We start from the raw sequence: 24,377 nt of genomic DNA, 5'->3' as shown, positions 1-24,377 counted from the left end.
CGCCCCCGAAAGGGTACGCAAATATAGGTAACGACCGTTGCGTAGCCCAAAACTTTCGCAGCTTTGACTTTAAGCCGCGGTGCGCCCCACAAAGTTGGCGTTACGGGCTACATTTGGCCTTCCTATTTAAACTAACGGAACCCCTCCGTAGTTTAGCCCCGAACTTAACATTCTAACTTTTTTCCTATGCCCGTAGCCTTCTCTCTTCGTAAGGCCGTAGCCGGGGCCGGACTCGCGCTGGCCGCGGTGGCCTGTCAGTCCAATTCCACCACCTCCACTGAAAACCAGACGCCCGCCAAACCCGAGGCCGGCACAACTACCGGCACCCCGCCTACCTTAAGCAATGGCAAGTGGCGTGGCGTGCTCTCCACGCAGGGCCAGCAGATTCCTTTCCTGTTTGAAGTTTCGCAGAGCGGCGGCAAGCCTGTTGTAACGCTGCGCAACGGCGAAGAAAAGCTGAAGCTGGACGAAATTACCACCGCCGGCGACTCCATGACCATCCGCCTGGGTGTGTTTGATGCTGCGCTGGTAGTGCGTCAGGATGGTGCCGACAAGCTGAAAGGTGCCTGGGTAAAGTACGATGGCAAAGAGCCCTACCGTGTGGCGTTTTCAGCGGAAAAAGGCGGGAGCAAGCTATTTAATACTACCGGTAAAGCAGAGTCTTTTGACGGCACCTGGAACGTAACCTTTAAAGGGGATGATGGGGACACTTACCCGGCCGTGGGCATCTTCAAGCAAAGCGGAAACGATGTAACCGGGACTTTCCTGACCTCTACCGGCGACTACCGCTACCTGGCTGGCCAGGCCGACGGCAATAAGCTACAGGTTACTACTTTCGATGGCAGCCACGGTTTCCTGTTCTCCGCCGAGAAGCAGCCAAATGGTACACTGAAAGGCGACTTCTACTCCGGCAAATCCGGCCACGAAACCTGGACGGCTACGCTGGACCCCAACGCCAAGCTGCCCGACGCCAACGCCATGACCGGTATGAAGCCCGGCCAGAAGCGCCTCGACTTCAAATTCCCAAACATCTTCGAAGGCGGCAGCATCTCCCCCACCGACCCCAAGTACAAAGGCAAAGTGGTGGTGGTGCAAATCCTGGGTTCGTGGTGCCCCAACTGCATGGACGAAACCAACTTCCTGGCGCCCTGGTACGAAAAGAACAAGCAGCGCGGCGTCGAAATCATCGGCCTGGGCTACGAGCGTACCCCCGATCAAAAAGTAGCTTCGCAGAAGCTCTTGAAGATGCGCCAGCGGATGAATATTGGCTACGATATTGCCGTGGCTGGTGAGGCATCGGCCGCCGAAGCCAGCAAATCGTTGCCACAGTTGGCCAAGGTGCTGGCCTTCCCCACCACCATTTTCCTCGATAAGAAAGGCGAAGTGCGCAAGATTCACACGGGCTTCTCCGGCCCCGGCACCGGCAAGTACTACCAGCAGGAAATCGACGAATTCAACGCTACTATTGATAAGCTGCTGGCAGAGTAATTCCTTCGTCTTAGATTTATCAAAAAAGCCTGTTTCCGATTGGAAGCGGGCTTTTTTCTTGACTAAAGCCTATAACTCTCAGGCATGTGGTGCTTACAGCCAGGGCCCGGCGTAGGCTGAGGTTGTAGTGACACACCCAATCAACTGTCATCCAGAGCTTGGCGAAGGACCTTATGCCAGTTGAACAACCACGGAAACAACGACTCTTGCTTGCGTGATAAGGTCCCTCGCGAAGCTCAGGATGACAGGTAAATTGAGCGTGGTGCTTAGCAGCTACAGGGTTAAGCACCACGCTATTCTGCCGTTCAGCAGAACACCAAAAGTGCTTTTGAAACGACCTGATTTTTAGGCTGCCATTTGCCCTACCCACCACCTGATATTTTGCAGGATTCGGGCTGATATCTGTCATGGGCGGTGCTTGCCGGCCGCCTTTACTTCGGGTTGTATTCCACGCTTTGTGCTCTCCTTCCCCATGAAGAACATCCTCGTTGCCACCGATTTTTCCAAGCAGGCGCACCATGCCTTTGAGGCGGCTTTGCAGCTGGCCCGCCGGGCCGGCGGCTCGGTTACGCTGCTCCACGTAGTAGAGACTCCCGAGCCGGCCACGGCTGGTTTCAGTACCTATGGCGGCCCCGTAAACAGCGACCAGCCCACGCCCGCCGCCGGCATGGACGAGCTGTTCACCCTGAAGCGCCTGAAGGCCACCCGCCAGCGCATGCAGCGCCTGCAGGCCGAAGCTGCCCACCTGGCTCCCGGTGTGCCCGTGCATGATACGGCCGCCGTAGCGGAGTTTCCGGAAGCCGTGGCCCGACTGATTCAGGAGCGGCAGATTGACTTGCTGGTGGTAGGCCCCCAGGAACACGATACGCTGGAGCGCTTTTTTGCCAGCACTCATACCGAGCAGCTGATTCGGCAGGCCACCTGTCCGGTGCTGGCCGTGAAGCACGCGCCCGGCGAGTTTGAGCTGCGCACTATTGTGTTTGCCGTGGATTTTGCGGCCGAAGCGGATGCCGCCGTACCCGGGCTGCGCCAACTGCTGCAGCTCTACCCGGCCGCCCGCCTGCTGCTGCTGCACGTGGTAAATGATGAGTTTGAACGCCCCGACCTGCTGGCCCGCCTGCAGGAGTTTGCCCTGCGGCATCAGCTGCCGCAAGCCGAGCCGGTACTCTTTGAAGCCGGCCGCCCCACGCGCGGTATTCAGCAGTTTGCCTGGCAGCAACAGGCTGATTTAGTGATACTGCCCACCCGCGGGCGTTCTGCTTTCAGCCGGCTGTTTGTGGGTAGCGTGGCCGAGGCGGTAGCTACGGAAGCAGCCTGCCCGGTGCTTACTTTCCACGTATAGAGAGAGTAGCAAAACAGCGCCCGTCCACCGTTGTGGGCGGGCGCTGTTGCGTTTACAACGTGCCGGGTCGGGCCCTTTCCAGCAGCACGATTTCCTCGCCGTGGTACAGCGCACGGGCGTATTCCTGGTAGCCAAACTTATGGGCCAGGCGCAGGGAGGCATCATTACCGGGGTCGATGATGCAGGTGGTGCGCGGCGCGGGCAGATGCTCATCGGCCCAGGCCAAGGCGGCCTGCAGGGCCTGGCTGGCGTAGCCGCGCCCGTGCAGCCGCGGTGCCAGCACCCACCCGGCTTCGGGCGTGCCTTTAATGGAGGGCGTCAGGTCGCGCTGCACATCAAAAAAGCCCACCGTACCCACAAAGCGGCCGGTGGCTTTTTCCTCTATTGACCAGGAGCCGTAGCCCAGCATGGCCCAGTGGCCCATGTGGGAGAGCATGCGGCGCCACACGTCTTCCTCAGCATGAGGCTTTCCGCCCAGAAAGCGGTAAAAATCGGGGTCCTGGTGCATGGCGGTGCCCTCCGGGAGGTCGGTAGGCCGGGGGCCGCGCAGGAGTAAATCGGGGGTTTCCAGCAACGGCACCACAGATACCGGAGCCGACAGTAGGGAGAGTGGTAGGGACATGCGGCAAATTAGCAAAACCCTGCAATGCGTAACATGCGGCATTATCCGGCGGGCATCGTAAAGTATTTCCCGTATTATGGCGACTACCTCTCCCAAAGCATCTCCTTTCCCGAAGTATACCTTATGAGAAAATCATTACGCTATATCGGGCGGCTATTGGGTGGCCTGGTGGTGGTTCTGCTAGTGGTGGGCGTGGCATTTGCCAACCTGAGTCCGGAGTTTGGCGGCAAGCCCACTAAAGCCCAACTGGCCGCCTATGCGCAGTCGGGCCACTATCGGGAGGGAGAGTTTCGGAACCTGGTACCCACCACGCTCATGACGGGCGGCAGCACTTTCTCTGCCCTGTGGCGCTTTCTATTCAGCAAACAGCCTAATACCACGCCGGCTGCTCCCCTGCCCATGCGGCCGCTGGATTCCCTGAGCGTCACGCAAAAAGCAGCAGAGACCCTGCGCGTTACCTGGTTTGGGCACTCCGCCAGCCTGGTAGAAATAGCCGGCCAGAATATATTGCTGGACCCCATGCTGAGCGTGCGCATGGGCCCCGTGCACTGGGCTACCCCCAGGCGTTACAATCCCATTCTGCCCATCACGGCCGAGCAGCTGCCGCCTATTGCCGCCGTGCTGATTTCCCACGACCACTACGACCACCTCGACTACCAAAGTATTCTGCGGCTGAAGGAAAAAGTGGCGCATTTCTACGTGCCCCTGGGCGTGGGCGCCCACCTGCTGGCCTGGGGCGTAGCGCCCGAAAAGATTCAGGAAATGGACTGGAACGACTCCGTGCGTCTGCCCGGCCTGACTATCATCAGCATGCCAGCCCGCCACTTTTCCGGCCGCGGCCTCACCAACCGCAACTCCACTTCCTGGAGCTCTTGGGTGATAAAATCGGCCACCAAGCGGGTGTTTTACAGCGGCGACGGTGGCTACGGCCCGCACTTTCAAACCATTGGCGCTAAGTACGGGCCGTTTGATCTGGCCCTGATGGAATGCGGGCAGTACGATAAGCAATGGGCCGAAATTCATATGATGCCGGAGCAAACCGTGCAGGCCGCCCTGGATGTGCGGGCCCGGGTGCTGATGCCGGTGCACTGGGGCGCTTTCACGGAAGCACATCATCCCTGGAATGAGCCCGTTACTAGTGCCGTTCTGGCAGCCACTCACCTTCAATTGCCCATCACCACTCCACAGCTGGGTCAGCCCATAATTATAGATGGCAGCCCATTGCCGCAGGAGCATTGGTGGCAGTAAATCTTTGTCATTCCGAGCACAGCGAGGAATCTGGGTAATGGGTATTCAGATTCCTCGCTGTGCTCGGAATGACAACTACACCGACAGGAAGCGCAGCACCATACCGTGCGGGGGCCGAAGCGTAATCAAAGGCACGGGCACTGAGGCAGTATTCGGAGGCAATTCTAAGGTAAAGTGACGCAGGGTCTCCAGTACTACCAGCTGAATTTCGGTGAGGGCAAAGTGATTGCCGATGCACAGGCGCGGGCCCGCCCCGAACGGCAGGTAGCCATAAGCCGGCACCGGGGGCTGGGCATGGGGCGCAAACCGCTCGGGCCGAAATTCATTCGGCGCCGACCACAGCTGCGGGTGGCGGTGCAGGCCATAGAGGTAGACGGAAAACAGCGTGCCCTTAGGGATGCGCTGCCCCTGATACTCGTCTTCTTCCTGGGCCACGCGGTCCACAATCCAGGCGGGCGGGTACAGCCGCATGGTTTCCTGAATTACCTGCAGAGAGTATGGCAAACGGGACAGCTCATCGAAAGCAGGTGGCCGATTGGCAAGGCCAGCGGCCTGCAATTCCTCGCGCAACTTTACTGCTTCCTGAGGGTGCGTCGCCAGCAAATAAAACAACCAGCTGAGCGCATTGGCGGAGGTTTCGTGGCCGGCCAGCAGCAGGATGTTGGCTTCATCCAGAAGCCGGTCTTCGGTCATGGGCTCACCGGTGTCTTCATAGCGGGCGTCGAGCAGCATTTGCAGCAGGTCGTCGTGCGTTTGGCTGTTCGGGGCGGCTTGGCGCCGACGGATGTAGCCGCGCACCAGCTCGCGCAGCTCCTGGCTTAGCGCATCGTGGTAGCGGTAGCTGCCGGTGAGGTGCCACCACGGCCGCAAGTAAGGCTGCCGGATGGTGCGCACGTAAAACGCCTGAATCTGGGTGAGGATATCTGAGAGCCGCTCCCGCTCCGCCTCGCTCATGCCGGTGCCAAACGTGGCCTGGGAAATAATGCGGAAGGCCACGCGCGTCATGGCTTCGTGAATATCTAGCAAAGCCGGCCCGGCGGCCGTGCGCGTGCGCAGCTCCTGAGTCCATTCCTCGGCGGCGGCCTGCATCAGGCGCGTGAGGCCGGCCAGACGCTGGCGGTGAAAGCCGGGCTGAATGAGGCGGCGCTGCCGCAGCCAGTCGGCGCCCTCGTTGGTGAGCAGCCCGCGCCCGATGTACCGGATAAGGCCGTGCGTGAGGTCAGACTTGAGGTAGCGGCGGTGGTTTTTCTGCAGAATGTGCTGAGCCAGGACCGGGTCGCGGGTGACGATGATGGGCCGCACGCCGCCCAGGTGCATCCCCACCGTGTCGCCGTGGTGGGCGTGGGCCCGGTCGAGGTTGCCGATAGGGTCGCGGGCCATAGCCACGGAGGACAGCAGCGTGCGCCAGCGCGGCACCCACGGGAATGGTTTGGCGGCAGTATCGGAAGCTTGCGTATCCATCGGCAAAAGCCCTAGACTGCTGCCTGCTTGTAATGCACTTCCGACATATCCCGCAGCCGCCCGGCACTGAACTCGGGCGTAATATCCCGCTGTGGGTCGCCGAGCATTTCGTAGCCTACCATAAACTTGCGCACGGTGGCGGAGCGCAGCAGCGGTGGGAAGAAATGCATGTGCAGGTGCCACTCCGGATGCTCCTGCCCATCAGTGGGGCGCTGGTGCAGCCCCGCCGAATACGGGAAGGAAATCTGGAACAGGTTATCGTAGCGAATGGTGAGGCGGCGCAGGATATCGGCCAGCGCCTCCCGCTCCTCATCCGTGAGCTGCGTAATATCCTGCACGGGGCGGCGGGCAATCAGCAGGGTTTCAAAGGGCCACATGGCCCAATACGGTACCAGCACCACAAAATGCTCATTCTCCAGCACCACGCGCTCCTGCTTTTCCAGCTCCAGGGCCAGATAAGCCGACAGCAGCGTGCGCTGGTGCTCCTGGAAATAGGCCAGCTGCTGCTCCCCTTCTTTGGCCGGCTCCATGGGCACGGTGCGTTGGGCCCAGATCTGCCCGTGCGGGTGCGGGTTCGAGCAGCCCATCATCTGGCCTTTGTTCTCGAAGATCTGCACGTAGTTGATATCGGGGCGGGTGCCCAGGGTGCGGAACTCCTCCACCCATAGATCCACCACTTTGCGGATGGCGGGCGTGGTCATTTCCGGCAGGGTTAAATCATGCCGCGGCGAGAAGCAGATGACCCGACAGATACCCGATTCCGCTTCGGCCCGCAGCAAGCCGCCTTCGTTGATGCTGCCCATCGGTACCTTCTCCTGCAGGGCCGCAAAATCATTAGTAAATACGAAGGTGGCATCGTAGGCGGGGTTGATTTCGCCGTTGGCGCGCGTGTTGCCGGGGCAGAGGTAGCAGCCGGGGTCGTAGGCGGGGCGGTGCTCCTGCTCGGGGGCTTCCTGCTGCCCCTGCCAGGGCCGCTTGGAGCGGTGCGGAGATACCAGAATCCATTCGCCCTTCAAGGCATTGAACCGGCGGTGCGGGTGTTCAGCAGTATCGAAACCAGACATAGCAATCAGATAAAAAGCGGCCAGGAATTAAGCTTTGGGGGCCATTAGGCCTACTCCATCTACAATGGTAGCCTGGTAGATTTCCAGCGGCAGGCCCAGCTGCTGCTGATAGGCGGCGGTCATGTGTTGGATAAAGGATTCTACCTGCTCCGCGGCTACCAGGTTAATGGTGCAGCCGCCAAAGCCGCCGCCCATCATGCGGGCGCCATATACGCCGCGGTGGGTGCGGGCCGCCTCCACCAGTACGTCCAGCTCCCGGCAGCTTACCTCGTACTTATCACGCAGCCCGGCGTGGGAGCCATACATTTCCTGGCCGAAGGACTTCATATCCCCCGCCTCCAGGTGCTGGCAGGCCCGCACTACCCGCTCGTTTTCCTCCACCACGTACGAGCAGCGCCGGTATACCACGTCCCCCAGCTCCTGGCGGTGCGCTTCTACTTGCGCCAGCGTGGCATCGCGCAGGCTGCTGATGTTGGGGTAATGACTGCGCAGTATTTTGACGCCCTGCTCGCACTCCTGCCGGCGCAGGTTGTATTCGGAGCTGGCCAGGGAGTGCTTCACCCCGGAGTTGCACAGCACAATGCGGTTGGTGGTGGTATCGAAGGGGAAATAAGCGTATTCCAGGGAGCGGCAGTCCAGGCGCACCACGTGGTTGGCCTGCCCGAAGAGACTGGCAAACTGGTCCATGAGGCCGCACATTACTTTGGCGTACTCATGCTCCGCTTTCTGGGCCATGTGCGCCAGCTCCATGCGCTCCAAGCCTAAGTTCAGCAAGTGATTTAAGGCGAATGCCATACCGCATTCCACCGCCGCCGAAGACGACATACCCGCCCCAATGGGAATGGTGCCACCAAACACACAATCAAACCCCTCCAGCGGCAGGTTGCGCTTTTGCAGCTGCGCCACCACGCCCAGAATATAGTTGGCCCAGGCATGATCCGAAGGCTGCACGGCATCCAGCGGCACGCTCAGGGTTTCCTGTAAATCATGCGACACCAGGTTAATGGTGCGGCTACCGTTCAGGCGCACGGCAAAGTAGATGGCATGGTCAACGGCGGCGGGCAGCACAAAGCCGTTGTTGTAATCGGTATGCTCGCCAATGAGGTTTACCCGGCCGGGGGCCCGCACTAACAGTGGCTCTCCACTGAAACGCTGCCGGAAATCGGTGGCTACACTTTCCGGAGTGGTAGAAAACAGGTGGGCGGAGGTAGATGGATGCATAGCAGAAGTAGTAGAAAAGGCCCCGGCCGTAACGTTGTTGGCTAGGAACGAGTCCCAAACTGGTAGATAGTCGTTGATTTAAATACTTCTCCGGGCCTGAGAATGGTGCTGGGAAACGAGGGTTGGTTGGGCGAATCGGGGAAGTGCTGGGTTTCCAGGCAGAAGCCCGCGTGCTTTCGGTACACCTGCCCGCCTTTGCCGGCTAAGGAGCCATCCAGGAAATTGCCCGTGTAAAATTGGATGCCCGGCTCGGTGGTGCGTACTTCCATGGTGCGGCCCGTGGTGGGCTCGTAGACCTGCGCGGCCAGGTGCAAACCAGCGGGGTTATTCAGTACCCAGTTGTGGTCGTAGCCGCCGGGTACCTGCCCAATTCGTGCGCCAATGGGGTGGGGCGTGGTAAAATCAAACGAAGTGTTTTTTACAGGGCGTAGCTCGCCGGTGGGAATCAGGCCGGCATCCACTACGGTGTAGCGGTCGGCGGGAATCGTGACTTCGTGGCCCAGGATGTCGCCCTGCCCGCGCAGGTTGAAGTAGGCGTGGTTAGTCAAATTAACCGGCGTGGCTTTATCCGTTGTGGCAGTATAGTCGATGGTCAGCGCATCGTCCGCCGTCAGCGTGTAGACCACCGTTACGTTCAGATTGCCCGGGTAGCCTTCCTCCCCGTCCGGGCTGCGGTATGTGAGTTTCAGGATCTGGCCATCGGCTGAAGTGCCCGGCTGCGCCTGCCACACCACTTTATCGAAACCCTTTTTACCCCCGTGCAGGTGGTTTTCCCCGTTGTTGGTGGCCAGCGTATAGGTCTTCCCGTCCAGCATGAATTTGCCTTTGCCGATGCGGTTGCCGTAGCGGCCAATAAGCGCCCCGAAATACGGACCCGCCTTCAAATACTCGGGGCTCTGGTAACCGCTCACGTTATCGAAGCCCAGCACCACGTCGCCCAGCTGGCCGGCTTTATCGGGCACCAGCAGGCGGGTGATGATGCCCCCGTAGTTGCTGATGCTTACCTGCACCCCGTGTGCGTTGGTCAGCGTAAAGAGCTGCACTTCCGTGTCATCTGTAGTGGTACCAAAAGAGGAAGCAATGGGCACGGCGGATAGGTTAGGATGACAATTAATAGCAATAAGGGCAATTTCTGCGGTTGCCAGCGCCTTTTAATGCGGAAGCCAGCATCTTCTACTACGGCAGCTATACCGGGGAGTTTGTGATGCTGCTTCCCGCAGAGTCTTAAATAAAGCAGCTTCTTTCTGAGTGCCAATCTGATAACCCGCATCCGCCTACCACACAATTTTGGCATAGTTGTCTGATAGTTTCCTACTCCTACCGGCCGGCACCGTTGGTTATCTGAACAACTACCTGATTTACGCTCTTTTAGCTGCTTGTCTTGCCCAATCAGTTTGGTCAACACCATCAGGGCCGGGGCCGGGTTTGGGGCGGGCAGCACAACCCCAGCCCACCTACTACGCGTAGAGCTTTCAGGCCCTTGCGGCTCACGTATACTTCTCTACAACCAAACTCCCGGTTCCCTATGTGGATTCAGCAGAAACCCAACACCCCCGCTCCGCTTGACGAGCTGCAGGGCCGCACCGTCGGATTGAAATTCGCGTGCAACAAGTGCCACACCGAAGTATTCACCGACCTGATTGGCATTCCCGCCCCCGACCTGCTGGCCAACTCCATGGAAGATGACGGGCAGTTCGAGAAAGAGGAAGTGAAATGCCCCGGCTGCAACATGACCCACCAAATCACGGTGAAAAGCAACTTTGATGGCGTGAGCTTTGATGTTTCGGATGTGGAAAACGGCAGCGTTTCCTACCAGGTAGCCGAACCGGAAGCCTAAAGCACGAATTCATCGGACCTTTAGACCGATTCCCTTACAAGCAAAAAGCCCCGCAGACTGCGGGGCTTTTTGCTTTTGTTTTGGTCGAAAAGAATGAAGCGTTACATCGAAAATCGGCTGCACAATTCGACGCAGCCGAGGGCTACATTTCCCGCTCAATGGTGTAGTTAATCAGCTGTTCCAGGGAGGTGCGGGAGGGCGACGCGGGGAAGGTGCGCAGAATGGTGAGGGCCTCGTCGCGGTAGCGCTGCATGGTTTGAATGGCGTATTCCAGGCCGCCGGTCTGGCGCACAAACTCAATGACCTGCTGCACCCGGTCTTTGCGGCCGTCGTTGTTTTTCACGTTGTAAATCACGCGGCGCTTGGTCAGCCAGTCGGCCTGCTGCAGGGAGTAGATGAGGGGCAGCGTCATCTTCTTCTCCTTAATATCGATGCCTACTGGCTTGCCGATTTCCGCCGTACCGTAGTCGAACAGGTCGTCCTTAATCTGAAAGGCAATGCCCACTTTCTCGCCGAAAAGGCGGGCCCGCTCCACGGTTTCCTTGTCGGCCCCGGCTGAGGAGGCACCCACGGCGCAGCAGGAAGCAATGAGGGAAGCCGTTTTCTGGCGGATAATCTCAAAATACACGTCCTCGGTGATATCGAGGCGGCGGGCTTTTTCAATCTGCAGCAGCTCGCCTTCGCTCAGCTCGCGCACGGCGTTGCTCACAATCTTGAGCAGGTCGAAGTCGTCATTATTAAGGGCCAGCAGCAGGCCGCGGGAAAGCAGGTAGTCGCCTACCAGCACCGCAATTTTGTTTTTCCAGAGGGCATTTACCGAAAAAAAGCCCCGGCGGTAGTTGCTCTCATCCACTACATCATCGTGCACCAAGGTGGCCGTGTGCAGCAACTCAATGAGGGCCGCACCTCGGAAAGTGGCATCGGGCAGAGGGTCGCCGCCACTGATTTTGGCCGTAAAGAACACAAACATGGGCCTGATCTGCTTGCCCTTGCGCTTCACAATGTACCCCATGATTTTATCCAGCAGCAGCTGCCGGGTTTGCATGGACGCCCGGAATTTCTTCTCGAATTCCGCCATTTCGGCCGCAATAGGGGCCTGTATCTGGTCCAGCGTTATAGTCATGCGGGTATTTTGACACAGCAATGATACGCCCCGCACGGGGCGTTTCCTAACCTTACACCACCCGGGCCGGTTTTTGCGGTGTACTTTCGTACTCTTCGCCTGCTGTCTGTTATTTTAGAGACCATGAGTGCTGCCCCAACCCCCACCCGGCCCGTGCGTCTGGATTTTATCCTGACCGCCCCGCACCACACCCGCCCCTTTGCCGCCGATGCCCGCTACGTGCCTACCGGCAAGCCCAAGCCCGTGGTGGTATTTGTACATGGTTTTAAGGGGTTTAAAGACTGGGGCCACTTTAACGTGCTGGCCGATTACTTTGCCCAACAGGGCTTTGTATTTGTGAAGCTGGACCTCTCCCACAACGGCATTGTGGTGGGCGGCTCCGGCGACCTGGAAGACATGGACGCCTTCGGCCGCAACAACTTTTCCCTGGAGCTGGACGACATTGGTGCCCTGCTGGACCTGCTCTTCGACCCCGAAAAAACCCCGCTGCCCGCCCCGGAAACCGACCTCGACTGCCTGGCGCTGGTGGGCCACAGCCGGGGCGGCGGCCTGGTGCTGCTGAAAACGGCCGAAGACCTGCGCGTGAAAGCCGTGGTAGGCTGGGCTGCCATCAGCAATGTAAATCCCGGCTGGCCGGAGCCCATGATGCAGCAATGGGAGAAGCAGGGCGTGCTGCACGTAGAAAACAGCCGCACCGGCCAGCAAATGCCGCTTTATTACCAGATTGTGGAGGACTTCCATACCAACCGCCTCCGCCTGGATATTCCGCACAACGTACGCCGCAAGCTGCGCCACCGCCCTCTGCTCATCATTCACGGCGACCAGGACGAAACCGTGCCCGTAGAGCGCGCCCACGAGTTGAAAACCCTGAAAAAGGACGCCGAGCTGCTCATTCTGCCCAACGTGCAGCACAACCTGGGCGGCGCCCACCCCTGGCAGTCCGAAGATTTGCCCACCGAAACCCAACAAGCTGCCGAAGCCACCGTGGAGTTTCTGCGCCGGGTACTTTAAAGAAGTTACTAAGCGTAGCCAGAGCCAGGAAACTAAAGCCAGAGCTAGTTTCCCTCCTTAGATAAAGAGGGCCTAAGGGTGATTGACCGTCGTTACTGCGCTCGACATGACGGGCTTGGGAAACCTCGACATGACGGTCCTGATAAACAACAATTATCAACCACCCCTCCTTAACTAAGGCGGGGAGCTAGCGCTGGCTTCTAGTTCTGGTGAAACTATCTTTACCCCTCTCCACACCCTGAATTACCTGTAAGCTTTTGCCCACTGCCTACCTCCTGCTCGGCTCCAACCTCGGCGACCGGGCCGCTACCCTCCGCGAAGCCGTGCGGCAGCTGCACAGCAGTGCCGGCCCCGTAACCGCCACCTCCAGCCTCTACGAAACTGCCCCCTGGGGCCTCTCCAACCAGCCCGCTTACCTGAATCAGGTAGTGCAGCTCAGCACTTCCCTCACACCCAAACAGCTTTTAGCCGCCTGTCTGCAAACCGAGCGGCTAGCTGGCCGCACCCGCCGCATCCGCTGGGACGCCCGCACCCTGGATGTGGATATTCTGCTTTATGATGATGTGCTGCTGGCAACGCCGGAGCTTACTATTCCTCATCCCCGTTTACAGGAAAGACGCTTTGCGCTGGTGCCATTGGCTGAAATTGCGGCGGAGGTGATTCATCCGTTGTTGGGCAACACGGTGGCAGAGTTGCTGGCCATGTGTGCCGATGCGCTGGCGGTAGAGCGGTTTCCGGGGTAAAGCCAGCCTCACACTTCGGCTATTTTCCGGGGAGGGAATAACCTGTAATTCTCTACCTTAAAAGGCAGAAGTCGTACACCAGACCCTGCACAGCATACACGTGGTTGAGTGGCAGTAAGGCACCCGATTTATATATAATAGCATGTATATACTTCTGCTTACCGGAGGCTTGCTGGGCTTGTGGCTGGGAACGAAGTTTATAATTAGCGGCGCATTAGGCTTCGCCAAGCGCTTCAATCTCTCCCACTCCTTTGTTGGGCTAGGCATTCTGGCTATAGGCACCGATTTACCGGAGGTTTTTGTGACGTTGGAAGCCTCCTACTTTCAACTTAAGGGCATAGAATCTGCAGGCATCATTACCGGTAATGCCATTGGGAGCAGTTTGGGTAACACTACTATCGTACTGGGCATATCGGCACTGGTAGTTACGTTTAAGATGAGCCCGGGCGAGTGGTTGCGCAATGCCGTATTTTCCATTCTATCCATAGCTATATTAATTACCGTTGGGCTGGATGGGCATATTAACCGCGTAGAATCCGGCTGCCTGCTTCTCAGTTTTGGAGCCTATTACTACCTGCTTTTTCGCTATCAGAAACCCCGGTCCGCCGACAATGCTGCTACGCCGGATAAAAGCTTAACCATGCTGACGCTATTGCTGCTAAGCGGCGTCATTATCCTCACTTTTTCCTCTGATCTGGTAGTATCCAATGCTATACTGCTGGCTAAAACGTGGGGCCTGAGCCAGTCCTTTGTGGGCATAGCCATTGTGGGCCTAGGTACCAGCTTGCCTGAGTTGGCCGTTTCCGTGGGAGCCGCGTTGCGCAAGGAAATTGGGTTGTCGGTGGGCAATATTATTGGCAGCAATATCTTCAATAACCTCGTACTGATAGGGCTGGGCGGGCTCATAAAGCCAATTCATCTGGAGACTAACCTAGTCCGTTTTGACCTGCCTTTTCTATTGGCGGTTACTATTCTGGCCTTGTTCTATTTGCACACTAAAAGAGGCGTTTCCAGGCTGGAGGGCCTATCTTTAATCTTGATATACACGGGGTATCTGGCATTAAAAATCAGCCTATAGATGCTACTACATAAAAACAGCCCGCTGAAATTCAGCGGGCTGTTTTATTTTCCAAAACTGTACTACTAAACCGTAGCCGAGCTAACGGCCGCTTCCGGTGCAATTTTCTTCACTAGGCCCTGCAATACTTTACCAGGGCCGCACTCTACAAACTCCGTAGCGCCATCCTGTACCATGCGCTGCACACTCTGCGTCCAGCGGACGGGGGCCGTGAGCTGGCGTACCAGGTTTTCGCGGATTTCGTCGGGGTCGGTATGGGGGGCGGCGTCTACGTTCTGGTAGATGGGGCAAATGCCCGCCGAGAAAGTGGTTTTGGCAATGGCCTGGGCCAGCGCCGCTTCTGCTGACTGCATCAGCGGGGAGTGGAAAGCACCGCCTACAGGCAGCGGCAGGGCGCGCTTGGCCCCGGCCGCTTTCAGCTGCTCACAAGCCAGCTCTATGCCGCGCTGCGAACCGGATACTACCAGCTGGCCGGGGCAGTTGTAGTTGGCGGCCACTACTACGTTGCCACCCTCCGAAATCTCCTGGCAGATTCTGGCCGTAGTATCATCATCCAGCCCGAGGATGGCGGCCATGGTGCCGGGCTGCTCCTGGCAGGCGGCCTGCATGGCCTGGGCGCGCTGGGCTACCAGGCGCAGGGCATCTTCAAACTTAAGCACCTTGGCCGCTACCAGCGCCGAAAACTCGCCCAGGGAGTGCCCCGCTACCATGGCGGGCTGCAGATTGGGCACCACGGCGGCCAGCGCCACAGAGTGCAGGAAAATGGCGGGCTGCGTAACGTCGGTGCGGCGCAGGTCTTCCTCGGAGCCCGAGAACATGATGTCGGTGAGAGAGAATCCCAGGATTTCGTTGGCCTGGTCCATCAGGCGCTTGGCTGCGGCGTGCTGCTCGTACAGCTCGCGGCCCATGCCGCTGAACTGGCTGCCCTGACCGGGAAAAATGACTGCTTTCACTAGTAGATTTTTTGGCGGGGTGGATAAATAAAACAAGGATGCCGGCCTACGGAGGTGGGCAGCATTGGGGCTGCAAGCTGCACAAAATGGCCGGCCCCGGCAAAACCAGGGCGGCGCGGTTACTTCACGGGGCGGGTGCTTACCTGGCCGGTGGTTTTGCTTACCTCAAAGGCAGCGCGGTTGGGCATACGGCCGGCCCAGTCGGTGCGGGGCACCAGTACCTGCCACTGCGGGCCGGCATCTACCACGCTGGCGGAGTCTACTACAAACAGGCTGGCGTTGGGCTGCGCCAGCACATAGCGCCGCACGGCGCTCAGGGCATCGGCCTGGCTATAGGAGGTTTGGGCGGGCGTGGTGGGCGGAGTCTTTGGTTGACAGCCAGCCAGGCCGACCAGCAAACTACCCGCGAGAATCAGGGACTTTATCATAGACTCAAAGTAAAAAGAAGAGGAGCGGCTGGCAGGCCTCCGCTCCTTTTCATCATCCATAAATTAAAAGCTTACCGGGTTATCTGCACCCAGCCTTTGTAGGTTTTCTTGGTGCCGGCAAAGTCAGCAAACTCCACTTCTGCCTGATAGAAATACAGGCCATCTACCACGCGTGAGCTGGGGTTGTTATTGCCTTCCTTCACGGTTTTGTTGGTGCCGTTCCACTCAATCAGCGGGTTCTGGTCGCTCTCGTACACTTTCACGCCCCAGCGGTTGAAGGCCGTGAACCTGGTGCGCCGGATGGGGCTGGCCAGCTTAGGCCGGAAGGTGTCGTTCTTACCGTCGCCGTTGGGTGTGAAGATGTTGGGCAGCAGGAAGAACAGGCAGGCATCGTGGCAGGCAATGTTGCTGGGCGCGCTCACCAGGCTTAGCTCCCGGGCCACGGCCACCACGTAGTAGCACGCGGCCGAGGTTTCCAGGTTGGCGTGCACGTAGCTGGTGGCCTGCGTGGAGTCAATGAGGCGGAAGTCGGCGGGGTTGGTGCTTTGCGTGGGGCTGTAGTAAATCCGGTAGTAGGAAATGTTGGTGTTGCAGCCCGGGGTGCTGGTATCTACCGTCCAGGAGAGGCGGTTGCTGTAGGGCTTGCTGCCGTTGGGGAAGAATGGCAGGGCCGCCAGACTGTCGCAGTTGATGTCCAGTAGCGTGAGCACGGGCGGTGTTAGCAGGCACTTCTCCTGGCTTTTGTTCAGCAGGGGGCCAATCCGGAATTCCTTGTACTCCCCATCCGTTTCTACATAATAGCAGTAGAGCAGGCCACTTTTGAAGACCTGACCGGCCGCCAGCAGGTCGGTATAGGTGCCAGAGCTGGCCCCGCCCGGTACCGTGGCAATCTGCACGTAGTTGTTGGCGCAGGGGTCGCGGCGGAAGATACGGGTGGGCCGGGCGGTGTTATCCCAGGGCACATTGAAGTTCCAGTTCAGCACAATGCCGTCGTTAGCTGTGGTAGCGGCCGCTTCCAGCCGCACCGAAGAAGCCGCGGCCGGCCGCTCGTGTACAATGCTGTCCTGCGCCGTAGTGCCGCTCTTGTGGGTAAACTCGATGCGGTAGGTAAAGGCTTTATCCGTGGTGTTCAGATTATTATCCACGTATACGGTATCGTTCAGGTTGGTAAAGCTCTTCACCAGACCAAACGTGTTGGAAGCCGGGCTTAAGCCTTCGGCGCGGTAGAGGTTGTAGCCCACTGGCGGCACAAAGCCTCCCGTAATGGTAGGCTTGGTCCAGATAACCTTAATGGCGCCGGCGGCCTTATCTGTTTTCTCTACCGTAACATTGGTCAGCAGAATGGGGCGGCCGTTCAGTACCAGGCAGGTTTCTTCGGAGGCCAGGCTTTTGCCGCCGGCCGGCAGCGGAAACTCGGCATAAATGCGGTAGCAGTACGTTTTGCCCCGCGCCAGACCTTTGCCATTGTCATTATCCACAAACGAGGTTTGGTTGGCGGCCACCGAGCCCACCTGCACATAGCCCGCCGACGCCGGAATGCCCGGGTTGCAGGTATCCAGCTGGAAGTCGGCGGAGCCTTCGCGCCGGAAGATCAGAATGCGGCTGGCGTTCTGGCACTCGTACAGGTTCCAGGTGAGGTTAATAGCGCTGGACTGGCCCGTGGCTTTCAGGTTTTGGGGCGGTGGCCCCACTACCGTAATGCGCCACACCCGCTCGTCAATCAGGGGCGTTTCGCCGTCGGCGGGTACGTCTACGGCCCGGAACAGCACCTGGTACGGCAGGCGGGCTACATCGGCGCAGGTAGTGAGCCAGCGGAAGCGGCCCGTAGCCGGGTTGTTGCGGCGGGTTTGCTCAAACTGTGCCCGGAACGTCTTTTTCTCTTCCGGGGCAGCAATGGGAATGCGGGAAAACAGGCCACCGAAAGCGGTAAGGTCGATGGGGTTGCCGTCGGGGTCAGTGGCCCGGATGGCGCCCCGCACGGAGTCGCCGGCTACCACGCAGATGTCGCGCGGGATTTCCAGAATGGGCCGCTGGTTCTTGGTGGGGTTTACAATGATCTGCATGTCACGAATCACTTCCCCAATCAGGCGCCGCCCACCGGCAGTGCGCCGCCACTCTTCCACAATAATCACCACGTTATACAAACCGGCCACGCTGGGCGAGTTCCACACCAGCTGGCCGGTTATGGCATCAATGGTAAAGGTGGCCGGGCCGCCAATGGTAGGCGGCGGGTTGCCGGCTGGAAAAGCCACCTGCTTGCCGTTTGGCGATACGCTCTGCGCGTTGGGGTACGCATAATTGGGTACCACCACCGGGCGCGGGATATTGCCGGTGCTGACGGCGCCGGCCACATCCCCTACCACATATTGGCTGGGGGCCAGCCGATAGGCCAGGCTGTCGCCATCCTCATCCGAAGCAGCCGGGTTGTGCAGGAACACCTGGTTGGGCGTAGCAAAGTCGATGGGCGGCGCGTTGAGCACCGGCGAGTGGTTCACGCCCAGCACCGGATCAATGGTAATGCGGGTACCGATGTAAAACGACAGGTCTTTGGAATTGCTCATGTTGGCAATGCCTCCCTGGCGCAGCTCGCCCACAAAACTCACCACGTAGCTTTTGGGGGCGTTGTAGGTGTGCTCGAAATAATAAACGTTCCGGTAAATATTGTTTCCCAGGAAGGTGCGGCTGGACCTGACAATAGCATTTACGCCACTGAAGGTGCCATCCCCAAAGAAAATGGTTTCGGTATCGTCGGTGTCGGCGCCAGAGGTGGGGTCCGTGTACAGCACCATCTTAAAGAATACCCGCCGGGGGTCCCGGTTGGCAGTGGTATCGGTTTTGGCCTGAATATCACCGGCGCGAATGTGCGTGGCCTGGGCATCAAAGCTTAAAAGGGCCGCCAGTAGCAGGAGTATAGCAAATAGGTGTCGGGAAGGCCTCCAACCGGTGGGTAGTAGTTGCATCATGTCAATTGCCCTAACGGGTAGTTGGACTCCAAGAAAGAAGATCAGGATTATTACGTCCGAAACCTAACAAAATTGTGGGAAGGCAGGTTATCCTTGCACTTCGCCCCGCGCGTGTTACGGGAACAGGCAAGGATAGATGCAAACGTTAGCGGTGAATTGTTTCGTACCGGGTTGGCTCCTACCTTTGGCCAATACAACCGACCTACCCAAACCCTTCAGTAGCTTCTATGAGTTGGATTAGTAAAACGTTTTCCAGCAGCATTGGTCGCAAGATCATCATGTCCCTTACGGGCCTGTTTTTGTGCTCTTTTCTACTCGTGCACCTGCTTATCAATTTGCAGATGCTGCGCCACGATGGCGGCAACTCTTTTAATTTCTGGGCCGAGTTTATGGGTACCAATCCCGTTATCCGGTTCATGGAAATTGTGTTGATGCTGGGCCTGCTCATTCACATCTACCAGGGCCTGGCACTGGCGGTAAAAAACAAGAAAGCGCGCGGCACCCAAGCTTACGTGGTAAACCACTCCGAGCAAAACTCGCAGTGGGCCTCCCGCAACATGGCCCTGCTGGGTACGCTACTGCTGATTTTCCTGATTGTACACCTGATGAACTTCTGGATTCGCTCGCGGTTTGATGCCATGGGCGGCCTGGCCGAAGTAAAGGTTCCTAACCTCGACCACCCCGTGGGCGACCTGTATTCAGTAGCGGCAGCTTCGTTTAAAATTCCATGGTACGTGGCGCTGTACGCCCTGGCGCAGATTGCACTGGGCTACCACCTGTGGCACGGCTTCAAGAGCGGCTTCCAGACCCTGGGCCTCAACCACCGCAAATACACGCCGGCTATTAAGGCCACTGGTTATGCCTTCGCGGTAGTGGTGTCGTTGCTTTTCGCCGTCATTCCTGTGGTTATGTTCTTCAGCGACGCCTACCAGCCCCGCCCGGCCACCGGCAATACGGTTGAGGAATCGTTAGGGGCTCAGCCTGAGGCGCGCTAGCCCATGTTCTCACGTATTTGCTTCATTTCAAAACCTTCTCATCCATGATACTGGATTCCAAAATTCCCGAAGGGCCATTGGCCGAAAAGTGGGAGAAGCATAAGTTCAACGTAAAGCTCGTGAACCCCGCCAACAAGCGGAAGTACGACATTATTGTGGTAGGCACGGGCCTGGCCGGCGCTTCGGCGGCCGCTTCGCTGGCTGAGCTGGGCTACAACGTAAAGGCTTTCACGTATCACGACTCGCCCCGCCGCGCGCACTCCATTGCTGCGCAGGGGGGTATCAACGCTGCCAAAAACTACCAGAACGACGGCGACTCCGTGTACCGTTTGTTCTACGACACCGTGAAAGGTGGTGACTACCGCGCCCGCGAAGCCAACGTGTACCGGCTGGCGCAGGTATCGGTTAACATCATCGACCAGTGCGTGGCCCAGGGCGTACCCTTCGCCCGGGAGTACGGCGGACTGCTGGCCAACCGTTCCTTTGGGGGGGCGCAGGTAAGCCGCACGTTTTACGCCCGCGGCCAGACCGGGCAGCAGCTGCTGCTGGGTGCCTACTCGGCCCTCTCCCGCCAGATTGCTTATGGCAAGGTGAAGATGTATACCCGCTCGGAAATGCTGGATCTGGTGATGGTGGACGGCAAGGCGGCCGGCATCATTACCCGCAACCTGATTACGGGCGAGATTGAAAAGCATGCGGCCCACGCCGTGGTGCTGGCTACGGGCGGCTACGGCAACGTATTCTACCTGAGCACCAACGCCAAGTACTGCAACGCCACCGCCGCGTGGCGGGCCCACAAAAAGGGCGCCTACTTCGCCAACCCCTGCTTTACCCAGATTCACCCCACCTGCATTCCCGTATCCGGCGACTACCAGTCCAAGCTCACGCTGATGTCGGAGTCCTTGCGGAACGATGGCCGCGTATGGGTGCCCAAGACCGTAGAAATGGCCCAGCGCCTGCGCGCCGGCCAGATTCGGGTGCAGGATATTCCCGAGGGAGAGCGTGACTACTTCCTGGAGCGCAAGTACCCTGCTTTCGGTAACCTGGTACCGCGCGACGTGGCCTCGCGCAACGCCAAGCAGATGTGCGACGAAGGTCGTGGCGTAGGCTCCTCGGGCCTGGCCGTGTACCTGGATTTCGCCGAAATTATTCAGCGCACCGGCGCTGATGCGGTAGCCCAGAAATACGGCAACCTGTTCGATATGTACGCCAAGATTACCGGCGAAAACCCCTACGAGCAGCCCATGCGCATTTACCCCGCCGTGCACTATACCATGGGCGGCCTGTGGGTAGATTACAACCTGCAAACCACCATTCCCGGCCTGTACGCTACCGGCGAGTGCAACTTCTCCGACCACGGCGCCAACCGTCTCGGCGCTTCAGCCCTGATGCAGGGCCTGGCCGATGGCTACTTCGTGATTCCCTACACCATTGGGGATGCCCTGGCCCAAACGCCGCCCAAGCCGGTTACCACCGAGCACCCTGCATTTGCGGAGGCGGAAGCCGGCGTGCGGGAGCGGGTGGCCAAGCTGCTCAGCATCAACGGCACGCGCACGCCCGATGACTTCCACAAGGCCCTGGGCCATATTATGTGGGAGTACTGCGGCATGGCCCGCACGGCCGAAGGCCTGCAGCATGCGAAAGCCGAAATTCAGAAGCTGCGCCACGAGTTCTGGAGCGACCTGAAGCTGGTAGGCACCGAAACCGAAATGAACCAGGCACTGGAGAAAGCCGGCCGAGTAGCCGACTTCCTGGAGCTGGGCGAGCTGATGGTGGACGACGCCCTGGACCGCAACGAAAGCTGCGGCGGCCACTTCCGCGAGGAATACCAGACGCCCGAAGGCGAAGCCCTGCGCGACGATGAGAACTACGCTTACGTAGCTGCCTGGCAGTTCGTGGGAGAGAATCAGCCGGAAATCCTGAACAAGGAAGAGCTGAAGTTCGAAAACGTGAAGCTCACCCAGCGCAGCTACAAGTAAGGTTTTAGAGCTTAGGAACTTAGGGCTTAGCTTGTGGCCCTACTTCTTTGCTCTAAACCCTAATTCTCTAAGACCTAAGACCTCCCCAAATACAATGGCCGGAAGTAACCCTAACGCCAAACCGATGAACCTCACGCTGAAAGTGTGGCGGCAGAAAAACCGCAACGCCGACGGCGGCATTGTCGACTACCAGGTAAAAGACATTTCCCCGGATATGTCGTTCCTGGAGATGTTGGATGTGCTGAATGAAGACCTGCTGCGCAAGGGCGAGGACCCGGTAGCCTTCGACCATGACTGCCGCGAAGGCATCTGTGGCTCCTGCGACCTGTTCATTAACGGCCGCCCCCACGGGCCGGAGAAAGGCACCACCACCTGCCAGCTGCACATGCGCAAGTTCTCCGATGGCGACACCATTACCATTGAGCCCTGGCGCGCCAGCTCCTTCCCCGTCAACAAAGACCTGAGCGTGGACCGCTCTGCCTTTGACCGCATCATTCAGGCGGGCGGCTACGTGAGCATCAACACCGGCGGCACCCCCGACGGCAACGAAATTCCGATTCCGAAGGACATTGCCGACCGCGCGTTTGAGGCGGCTACCTGCATTGGCTGCGGCGCCTGCGTAGCGGCCTGCAAAAATGCTTCGGCCATGCTGTTCGTTTCCGCCAAGGTAAGCCAGCTGGCTTTGCTGCCCCAGGGCAAGGTGGAGCGCAAGACCCGCGTGGAAAACATGGTAGCTCAGATGGACAAGGAAGGCTTCGGCGCCTGCACTAACATCGGCTCGTGCGCGGCAGAGTGCCCGGTGGGCATCTCGCTCGAAAACATTGCCATGCTGAACCGCGAATTCCTGGCGGCCAAAGCCACCTCGAATAACCTTGCCTAAGGTTTAGCGGTTGAGTTAATAGAAAAAGCGAATCGGGCAGCCGGTTCGCTTTTTTGTTGCTTTCCCGTCCGCACCGGAAGCTTTTACCGGCACCTTATCAAGCTATACTTCCCCCGCATGATTACCATCGTTTCCGGCACCAACCGTCCCAACTCCCGCGCCCGGCGCGTGGCCAATCTATATGCCGGAATATTGACGGAGCTGGGGGCCGAATGCCAGATCCTGGACCTGGTACACCTGCCCGCCGACTTTGTGCTGACGGCGCTGTATGAAAATGCCGGACAGCACGCGCATTTCAACCAGCTGGCGCGGCTGGCCGAGGAAGCCGAGAAGCTGGTATTTGTGGTGCCGGAGTATAACTGCTCCTTCCCGGGCGTGCTGAAGGCTTTTATTGATGGCCTGCCCTACCCCGCCGGCATCCGGGGCAAGAAAGCCGCCCTCATTGGGCTGTCGGCTGGTACGCAGGGCGGTATCCTGGCCCTCAACCACCTAACCGATATTCTCATGTATCTGGGCACCACCGTGTTGCCCACGCGCGTGCGCCTACCCGGCATTGATGCCCACCTGACGGAGGCCGGGGAGCTGCATCATACGCTGTTTCTGCAGCTGCTCCGGGAGCAGGCAGAGCAGCTGGTGGCCTGGTAAATAAAACGGGTATTTCAGCCGGCTAACGCTTACATTTACGGGCCTTTCTGCCTGCCCCGTGCAACGTTTTTTAGCCCTTTTTCTTTGCCTGCTGCTGTTACTTCAGACGTTCAGTCGGGAGCTGCTGGTACTGGACTACCAGGTGCATAAAGAACGAATTACGCAGCTCTTTTGCGTAAATAAGACCCGGCCAACCCTGCACTGCAATGGCAAATGCCACCTGATGAAGCAGCTGCGGCAGGCTTCCGATGCCAGCGGCAAAGCCCCGGTTTCGGGGTTCGCAAAAATAAAGTATGACGTGCTGCTGCCAGCTGGCAGTCTGGTGCCCACGCCGGCAGCGTTATATCCTGCCGTCGCCCGGTTTGCCCTGCGGCAGACCATGCCCTACACCTTCACCCTGGCGCATGGCATCTTCCATCCTCCCTCGTTTTTAGGCTAGTACTTGTATTGTGATGCCTCCGGTTAGAGGTTTCCTGGTATGGTATGCCCGGCGCATTCCTGCCCCTGCTTTATTATTTTGCTGATATATACGCTTTGTAGTGATGAAATACTGCAACCTTCTTTTTCTGATTGCCGCCTCCCTGTTCATGGGCTGCTCCGCAGATAACGAGGCCCAGCCCGGGCCCGGCACCCTTACCATTGAAATAGAGCACGTAGTAGGCACCGAGCCGCTCGTGGTGTTTGACGCCATCTACCACACGCCCGCCGGCGACGAGTTTACGGTGTGGAAGCTCAAATACTACCTCTCCAACTTTACCCTGCGCAAAGCCGACGGCACCACTTACAAAGTACCGGAGAGCTACTACCTGGTTAATGCCTTTGATCCGGAAAGCCGGGAAATCACCCTGGAAAACATTCCGGCCGGCAACTATACCTCTCTGGATTTCATGATTGGCGTAGATAGTGCCCGCACCGTTTCGGGCGTGCAAACCGGCCCCATTGACCCCGAACATGAAATGTACTGGGGTGAGGAGTCGGGTTACGTGTTTCTGAAGATGGAAGGCACCTCTCCGCAGGCGCCGAATGGGCGACTGGCTTTCCATGTAGGCGGTTACCAGGAACCCAACAATGCGCTTCGTACTATTTCGCCCTCTCTGCATGGGGCCACGCTGCAGATACGCCAGGACCGCACGCCGGCCGTGCACCTGCAGGCTGATGTGATGAGCCTGTTTACCGGGCCAAACCCCATTCGCTTCGGCGACCTGGCAGGTATGAAAGTCGGGCCGTATGCTATGAAAATGGCCGATAATTACGCCGCCGGCATGATGACTGTGGAGCACGTTCACGCCAACTAAG

General features: G+C 58.6%; 22 protein-coding genes. 13 read left to right on the top strand and 9 right to left on the bottom strand.

From position 1 onward, the window contains the following. Positions 1 to 186: 186 nt before the first annotated feature. Positions 187 to 1,488 (top strand): TlpA family protein disulfide reductase, encoded by a 1,302-nt coding sequence (locus PK28_RS07060; RefSeq protein WP_082017001.1) that lies wholly within the window; start codon positions 187 to 189, stop codon positions 1,486 to 1,488. Between the two features lie 472 nt (positions 1,489 to 1,960). Beyond that, positions 1,961 to 2,830: a universal stress protein gene (locus PK28_RS07055; RefSeq protein WP_156126287.1), complete on the top strand. Its 870-nt coding sequence runs from the start codon at positions 1,961 to 1,963 to the stop codon at positions 2,828 to 2,830. Positions 2,831 to 2,882: 52 nt separating this feature from the next. Here PK28_RS07055 and PK28_RS07050 read toward each other — a convergent pair whose 3' ends face one another. Next, a complete protein-coding gene (locus tag PK28_RS07050; RefSeq protein WP_044512817.1) occupies positions 2,883 to 3,452 on the bottom strand; it encodes a GNAT family N-acetyltransferase in 570 nt (189 codons plus the stop codon). 123 nt (positions 3,453 to 3,575) lie between these two features. Between PK28_RS07050 and PK28_RS07045 the strand changes: the two genes are divergently transcribed. Next, on the top strand, positions 3,576 to 4,700 hold the full coding sequence (locus PK28_RS07045; protein ID WP_044516495.1) for an MBL fold metallo-hydrolase: 1,125 nt from the start codon (positions 3,576 to 3,578) through the stop codon (positions 4,698 to 4,700). 75 nt (positions 4,701 to 4,775) lie between these two features. Here the strand turns inward: PK28_RS07045 and PK28_RS07040 are convergent, their stop codons facing one another. Genes PK28_RS07040 through PK28_RS07025 form a run of 4 tightly spaced genes read right to left on the bottom strand, consistent with a single transcriptional unit; the run spans position 4,776 to position 9,534 of the window. Further along, positions 4,776 to 6,161, bottom strand: coding sequence for a cytochrome P450 (locus PK28_RS07040; protein ID WP_044512816.1), 1,386 nt, complete (start codon positions 6,159 to 6,161; stop codon positions 4,776 to 4,778). Positions 6,162 to 6,172: 11 nt separating this feature from the next. After that, positions 6,173 to 7,225: a UDP-glucose--hexose-1-phosphate uridylyltransferase gene (locus PK28_RS07035; RefSeq protein ID WP_044512813.1), complete on the bottom strand. Its 1,053-nt coding sequence runs from the start codon at positions 7,223 to 7,225 to the stop codon at positions 6,173 to 6,175. Positions 7,226 to 7,252: 27 nt separating this feature from the next. Continuing rightward, positions 7,253 to 8,446, bottom strand: coding sequence for a galactokinase (galK, locus tag PK28_RS07030; RefSeq protein ID WP_044512811.1), 1,194 nt, complete (start codon positions 8,444 to 8,446; stop codon positions 7,253 to 7,255). A 41-nt stretch (positions 8,447 to 8,487) separates the two neighbouring features. After that, complete coding sequence (locus tag PK28_RS07025; protein ID WP_231576233.1) at positions 8,488 to 9,534, bottom strand: aldose epimerase family protein; 1,047 nt, start codon at positions 9,532 to 9,534, stop codon at positions 8,488 to 8,490. A 437-nt stretch (positions 9,535 to 9,971) separates the two neighbouring features. Here PK28_RS07025 and PK28_RS07020 point away from each other — a divergent pair, with 437 nt between their 5' ends. After that, on the top strand, positions 9,972 to 10,283 hold the full coding sequence (locus PK28_RS07020; protein WP_044512806.1) for a hypothetical protein: 312 nt from the start codon (positions 9,972 to 9,974) through the stop codon (positions 10,281 to 10,283). A 142-nt stretch (positions 10,284 to 10,425) separates the two neighbouring features. Here the strand turns inward: PK28_RS07020 and PK28_RS07015 are convergent, their stop codons facing one another. Next, on the bottom strand, positions 10,426 to 11,406 hold the full coding sequence (locus PK28_RS07015; protein WP_044512803.1) for a polyprenyl synthetase family protein: 981 nt from the start codon (positions 11,404 to 11,406) through the stop codon (positions 10,426 to 10,428). Positions 11,407 to 11,529: 123 nt separating this feature from the next. Here PK28_RS07015 and PK28_RS07010 point away from each other — a divergent pair, with 123 nt between their 5' ends. The 3 genes from PK28_RS07010 to PK28_RS07000 all read left to right on the top strand — a co-directional run bounded on the left by PK28_RS07010 (position 11,530) and on the right by PK28_RS07000 (position 14,238). Then, a complete protein-coding gene (locus tag PK28_RS07010) occupies positions 11,530 to 12,417 on the top strand; it encodes an alpha/beta hydrolase family protein (RefSeq protein ID WP_044512801.1) in 888 nt (295 codons plus the stop codon). A 257-nt stretch (positions 12,418 to 12,674) separates the two neighbouring features. Further along, a complete protein-coding gene (gene folK / locus PK28_RS07005) occupies positions 12,675 to 13,160 on the top strand; it encodes a 2-amino-4-hydroxy-6-hydroxymethyldihydropteridine diphosphokinase (protein ID WP_044512799.1) in 486 nt (161 codons plus the stop codon). Positions 13,161 to 13,302: 142 nt separating this feature from the next. Continuing rightward, positions 13,303 to 14,238 (top strand): sodium:calcium antiporter, encoded by a 936-nt coding sequence (locus PK28_RS07000; RefSeq protein WP_071885093.1) that lies wholly within the window; start codon positions 13,303 to 13,305, stop codon positions 14,236 to 14,238. A 65-nt stretch (positions 14,239 to 14,303) separates the two neighbouring features. On the opposite strand, the gene fabD is transcribed toward PK28_RS07000, so the two are convergent. The 3 genes from fabD to PK28_RS06985 all read right to left on the bottom strand — a co-directional run bounded on the left by fabD (position 14,304) and on the right by PK28_RS06985 (position 18,582). Then, entirely contained in the window at positions 14,304 to 15,191 is an 888-nt protein-coding gene (gene fabD / locus PK28_RS06995; RefSeq protein ID WP_044512793.1) for an ACP S-malonyltransferase, read from the bottom strand. A gap of 119 nt (positions 15,192 to 15,310) precedes the next feature. Further along, entirely contained in the window at positions 15,311 to 15,619 is a 309-nt protein-coding gene (locus tag PK28_RS06990) for a hypothetical protein (RefSeq protein WP_156126286.1), read from the bottom strand. A 71-nt stretch (positions 15,620 to 15,690) separates the two neighbouring features. Beyond that, the gene (locus PK28_RS06985; protein WP_048825704.1) at positions 15,691 to 18,582 is read right to left on the bottom strand and encodes a T9SS type B sorting domain-containing protein; all 2,892 of its coding nucleotides are present in this window, start codon (positions 18,580 to 18,582) and stop codon (positions 15,691 to 15,693) included. Between the two features lie 227 nt (positions 18,583 to 18,809). Here PK28_RS06985 and PK28_RS06980 point away from each other — a divergent pair, with 227 nt between their 5' ends. From PK28_RS06980 to PK28_RS06955, 6 genes are all read left to right on the top strand, one after another. Next, positions 18,810 to 19,577 carry a succinate dehydrogenase cytochrome b subunit gene (locus tag PK28_RS06980; protein ID WP_044512789.1) on the top strand — a complete coding sequence of 256 codons (768 nt, stop codon included), beginning with the start codon at positions 18,810 to 18,812 and terminating at the stop codon, positions 19,575 to 19,577. 44 nt (positions 19,578 to 19,621) lie between these two features. Then, the gene (locus PK28_RS06975; protein WP_044512786.1) at positions 19,622 to 21,556 is read left to right on the top strand and encodes a fumarate reductase/succinate dehydrogenase flavoprotein subunit; all 1,935 of its coding nucleotides are present in this window, start codon (positions 19,622 to 19,624) and stop codon (positions 21,554 to 21,556) included. A 124-nt stretch (positions 21,557 to 21,680) separates the two neighbouring features. Then, complete coding sequence (locus PK28_RS06970; RefSeq protein WP_044512783.1) at positions 21,681 to 22,436, top strand: succinate dehydrogenase/fumarate reductase iron-sulfur subunit; 756 nt, start codon at positions 21,681 to 21,683, stop codon at positions 22,434 to 22,436. 117 nt (positions 22,437 to 22,553) lie between these two features. Further along, positions 22,554 to 23,081: an NADPH-dependent FMN reductase gene (locus tag PK28_RS06965; RefSeq protein ID WP_044512780.1), complete on the top strand. Its 528-nt coding sequence runs from the start codon at positions 22,554 to 22,556 to the stop codon at positions 23,079 to 23,081. A 58-nt stretch (positions 23,082 to 23,139) separates the two neighbouring features. After that, entirely contained in the window at positions 23,140 to 23,520 is a 381-nt protein-coding gene (locus PK28_RS06960) for a hypothetical protein (RefSeq protein WP_044512778.1), read from the top strand. A gap of 103 nt (positions 23,521 to 23,623) precedes the next feature. Continuing rightward, on the top strand, positions 23,624 to 24,376 hold the full coding sequence (locus PK28_RS06955; protein WP_044512775.1) for an MbnP family protein: 753 nt from the start codon (positions 23,624 to 23,626) through the stop codon (positions 24,374 to 24,376). Position 24,377: the final 1 nt, after the last annotated feature.

Origin of the sequence: Hymenobacter sp. DG25B (assembly GCF_000801315.1) — a bacterium.
Taxonomy (GTDB): domain Bacteria; phylum Bacteroidota; class Bacteroidia; order Cytophagales; family Hymenobacteraceae; genus Hymenobacter.
This window is presented reverse-complemented; position numbering and strand designations above follow the sequence as displayed.

Excerpts from the sequence above, each read along its gene's own strand:
- PK28_RS06955 (WP_044512775.1), top strand. The coding sequence starts at position 23,624 with ATGAAATACTGCAACCTTCTTTTTCTGATTGCCGCCTCCCTGTTCATG.
- PK28_RS07010 (WP_044512801.1), top strand. The coding sequence starts at position 11,530 with ATGAGTGCTGCCCCAACCCCCACCCGGCCCGTGCGTCTGGATTTTATC.
- PK28_RS06980 (WP_044512789.1), top strand. The coding sequence starts at position 18,810 with ATGAGTTGGATTAGTAAAACGTTTTCCAGCAGCATTGGTCGCAAGATC.
- PK28_RS06965 (WP_044512780.1), top strand. The coding sequence starts at position 22,554 with ATGATTACCATCGTTTCCGGCACCAACCGTCCCAACTCCCGCGCCCGG.
- PK28_RS06985 (WP_048825704.1), bottom strand. The coding sequence starts at position 18,582 with ATGATGCAACTACTACCCACCGGTTGGAGGCCTTCCCGACACCTATTT.
- PK28_RS06970 (WP_044512783.1), top strand. The coding sequence starts at position 21,681 with ATGAACCTCACGCTGAAAGTGTGGCGGCAGAAAAACCGCAACGCCGAC.
- PK28_RS07060 (WP_082017001.1), top strand. The coding sequence starts at position 187 with ATGCCCGTAGCCTTCTCTCTTCGTAAGGCCGTAGCCGGGGCCGGACTC.
- PK28_RS07020 (WP_044512806.1), top strand. The coding sequence starts at position 9,972 with ATGTGGATTCAGCAGAAACCCAACACCCCCGCTCCGCTTGACGAGCTG.
- PK28_RS07050 (WP_044512817.1), bottom strand. The coding sequence starts at position 3,452 with ATGTCCCTACCACTCTCCCTACTGTCGGCTCCGGTATCTGTGGTGCCG.
- PK28_RS07040 (WP_044512816.1), bottom strand. The coding sequence starts at position 6,161 with ATGGATACGCAAGCTTCCGATACTGCCGCCAAACCATTCCCGTGGGTG.
- PK28_RS07055 (WP_156126287.1), top strand. The coding sequence starts at position 1,961 with ATGAAGAACATCCTCGTTGCCACCGATTTTTCCAAGCAGGCGCACCAT.
- PK28_RS07035 (WP_044512813.1), bottom strand. The coding sequence starts at position 7,225 with ATGTCTGGTTTCGATACTGCTGAACACCCGCACCGCCGGTTCAATGCC.
- PK28_RS07015 (WP_044512803.1), bottom strand. The coding sequence starts at position 11,406 with ATGACTATAACGCTGGACCAGATACAGGCCCCTATTGCGGCCGAAATG.
- PK28_RS07000 (WP_071885093.1), top strand. The coding sequence starts at position 13,303 with ATGTATATACTTCTGCTTACCGGAGGCTTGCTGGGCTTGTGGCTGGGA.
- PK28_RS06975 (WP_044512786.1), top strand. The coding sequence starts at position 19,622 with ATGATACTGGATTCCAAAATTCCCGAAGGGCCATTGGCCGAAAAGTGG.
- PK28_RS07045 (WP_044516495.1), top strand. The coding sequence starts at position 3,576 with ATGAGAAAATCATTACGCTATATCGGGCGGCTATTGGGTGGCCTGGTG.
- PK28_RS06990 (WP_156126286.1), bottom strand. The coding sequence starts at position 15,619 with ATGATAAAGTCCCTGATTCTCGCGGGTAGTTTGCTGGTCGGCCTGGCT.
- galK (WP_044512811.1), bottom strand. The coding sequence starts at position 8,446 with ATGCATCCATCTACCTCCGCCCACCTGTTTTCTACCACTCCGGAAAGT.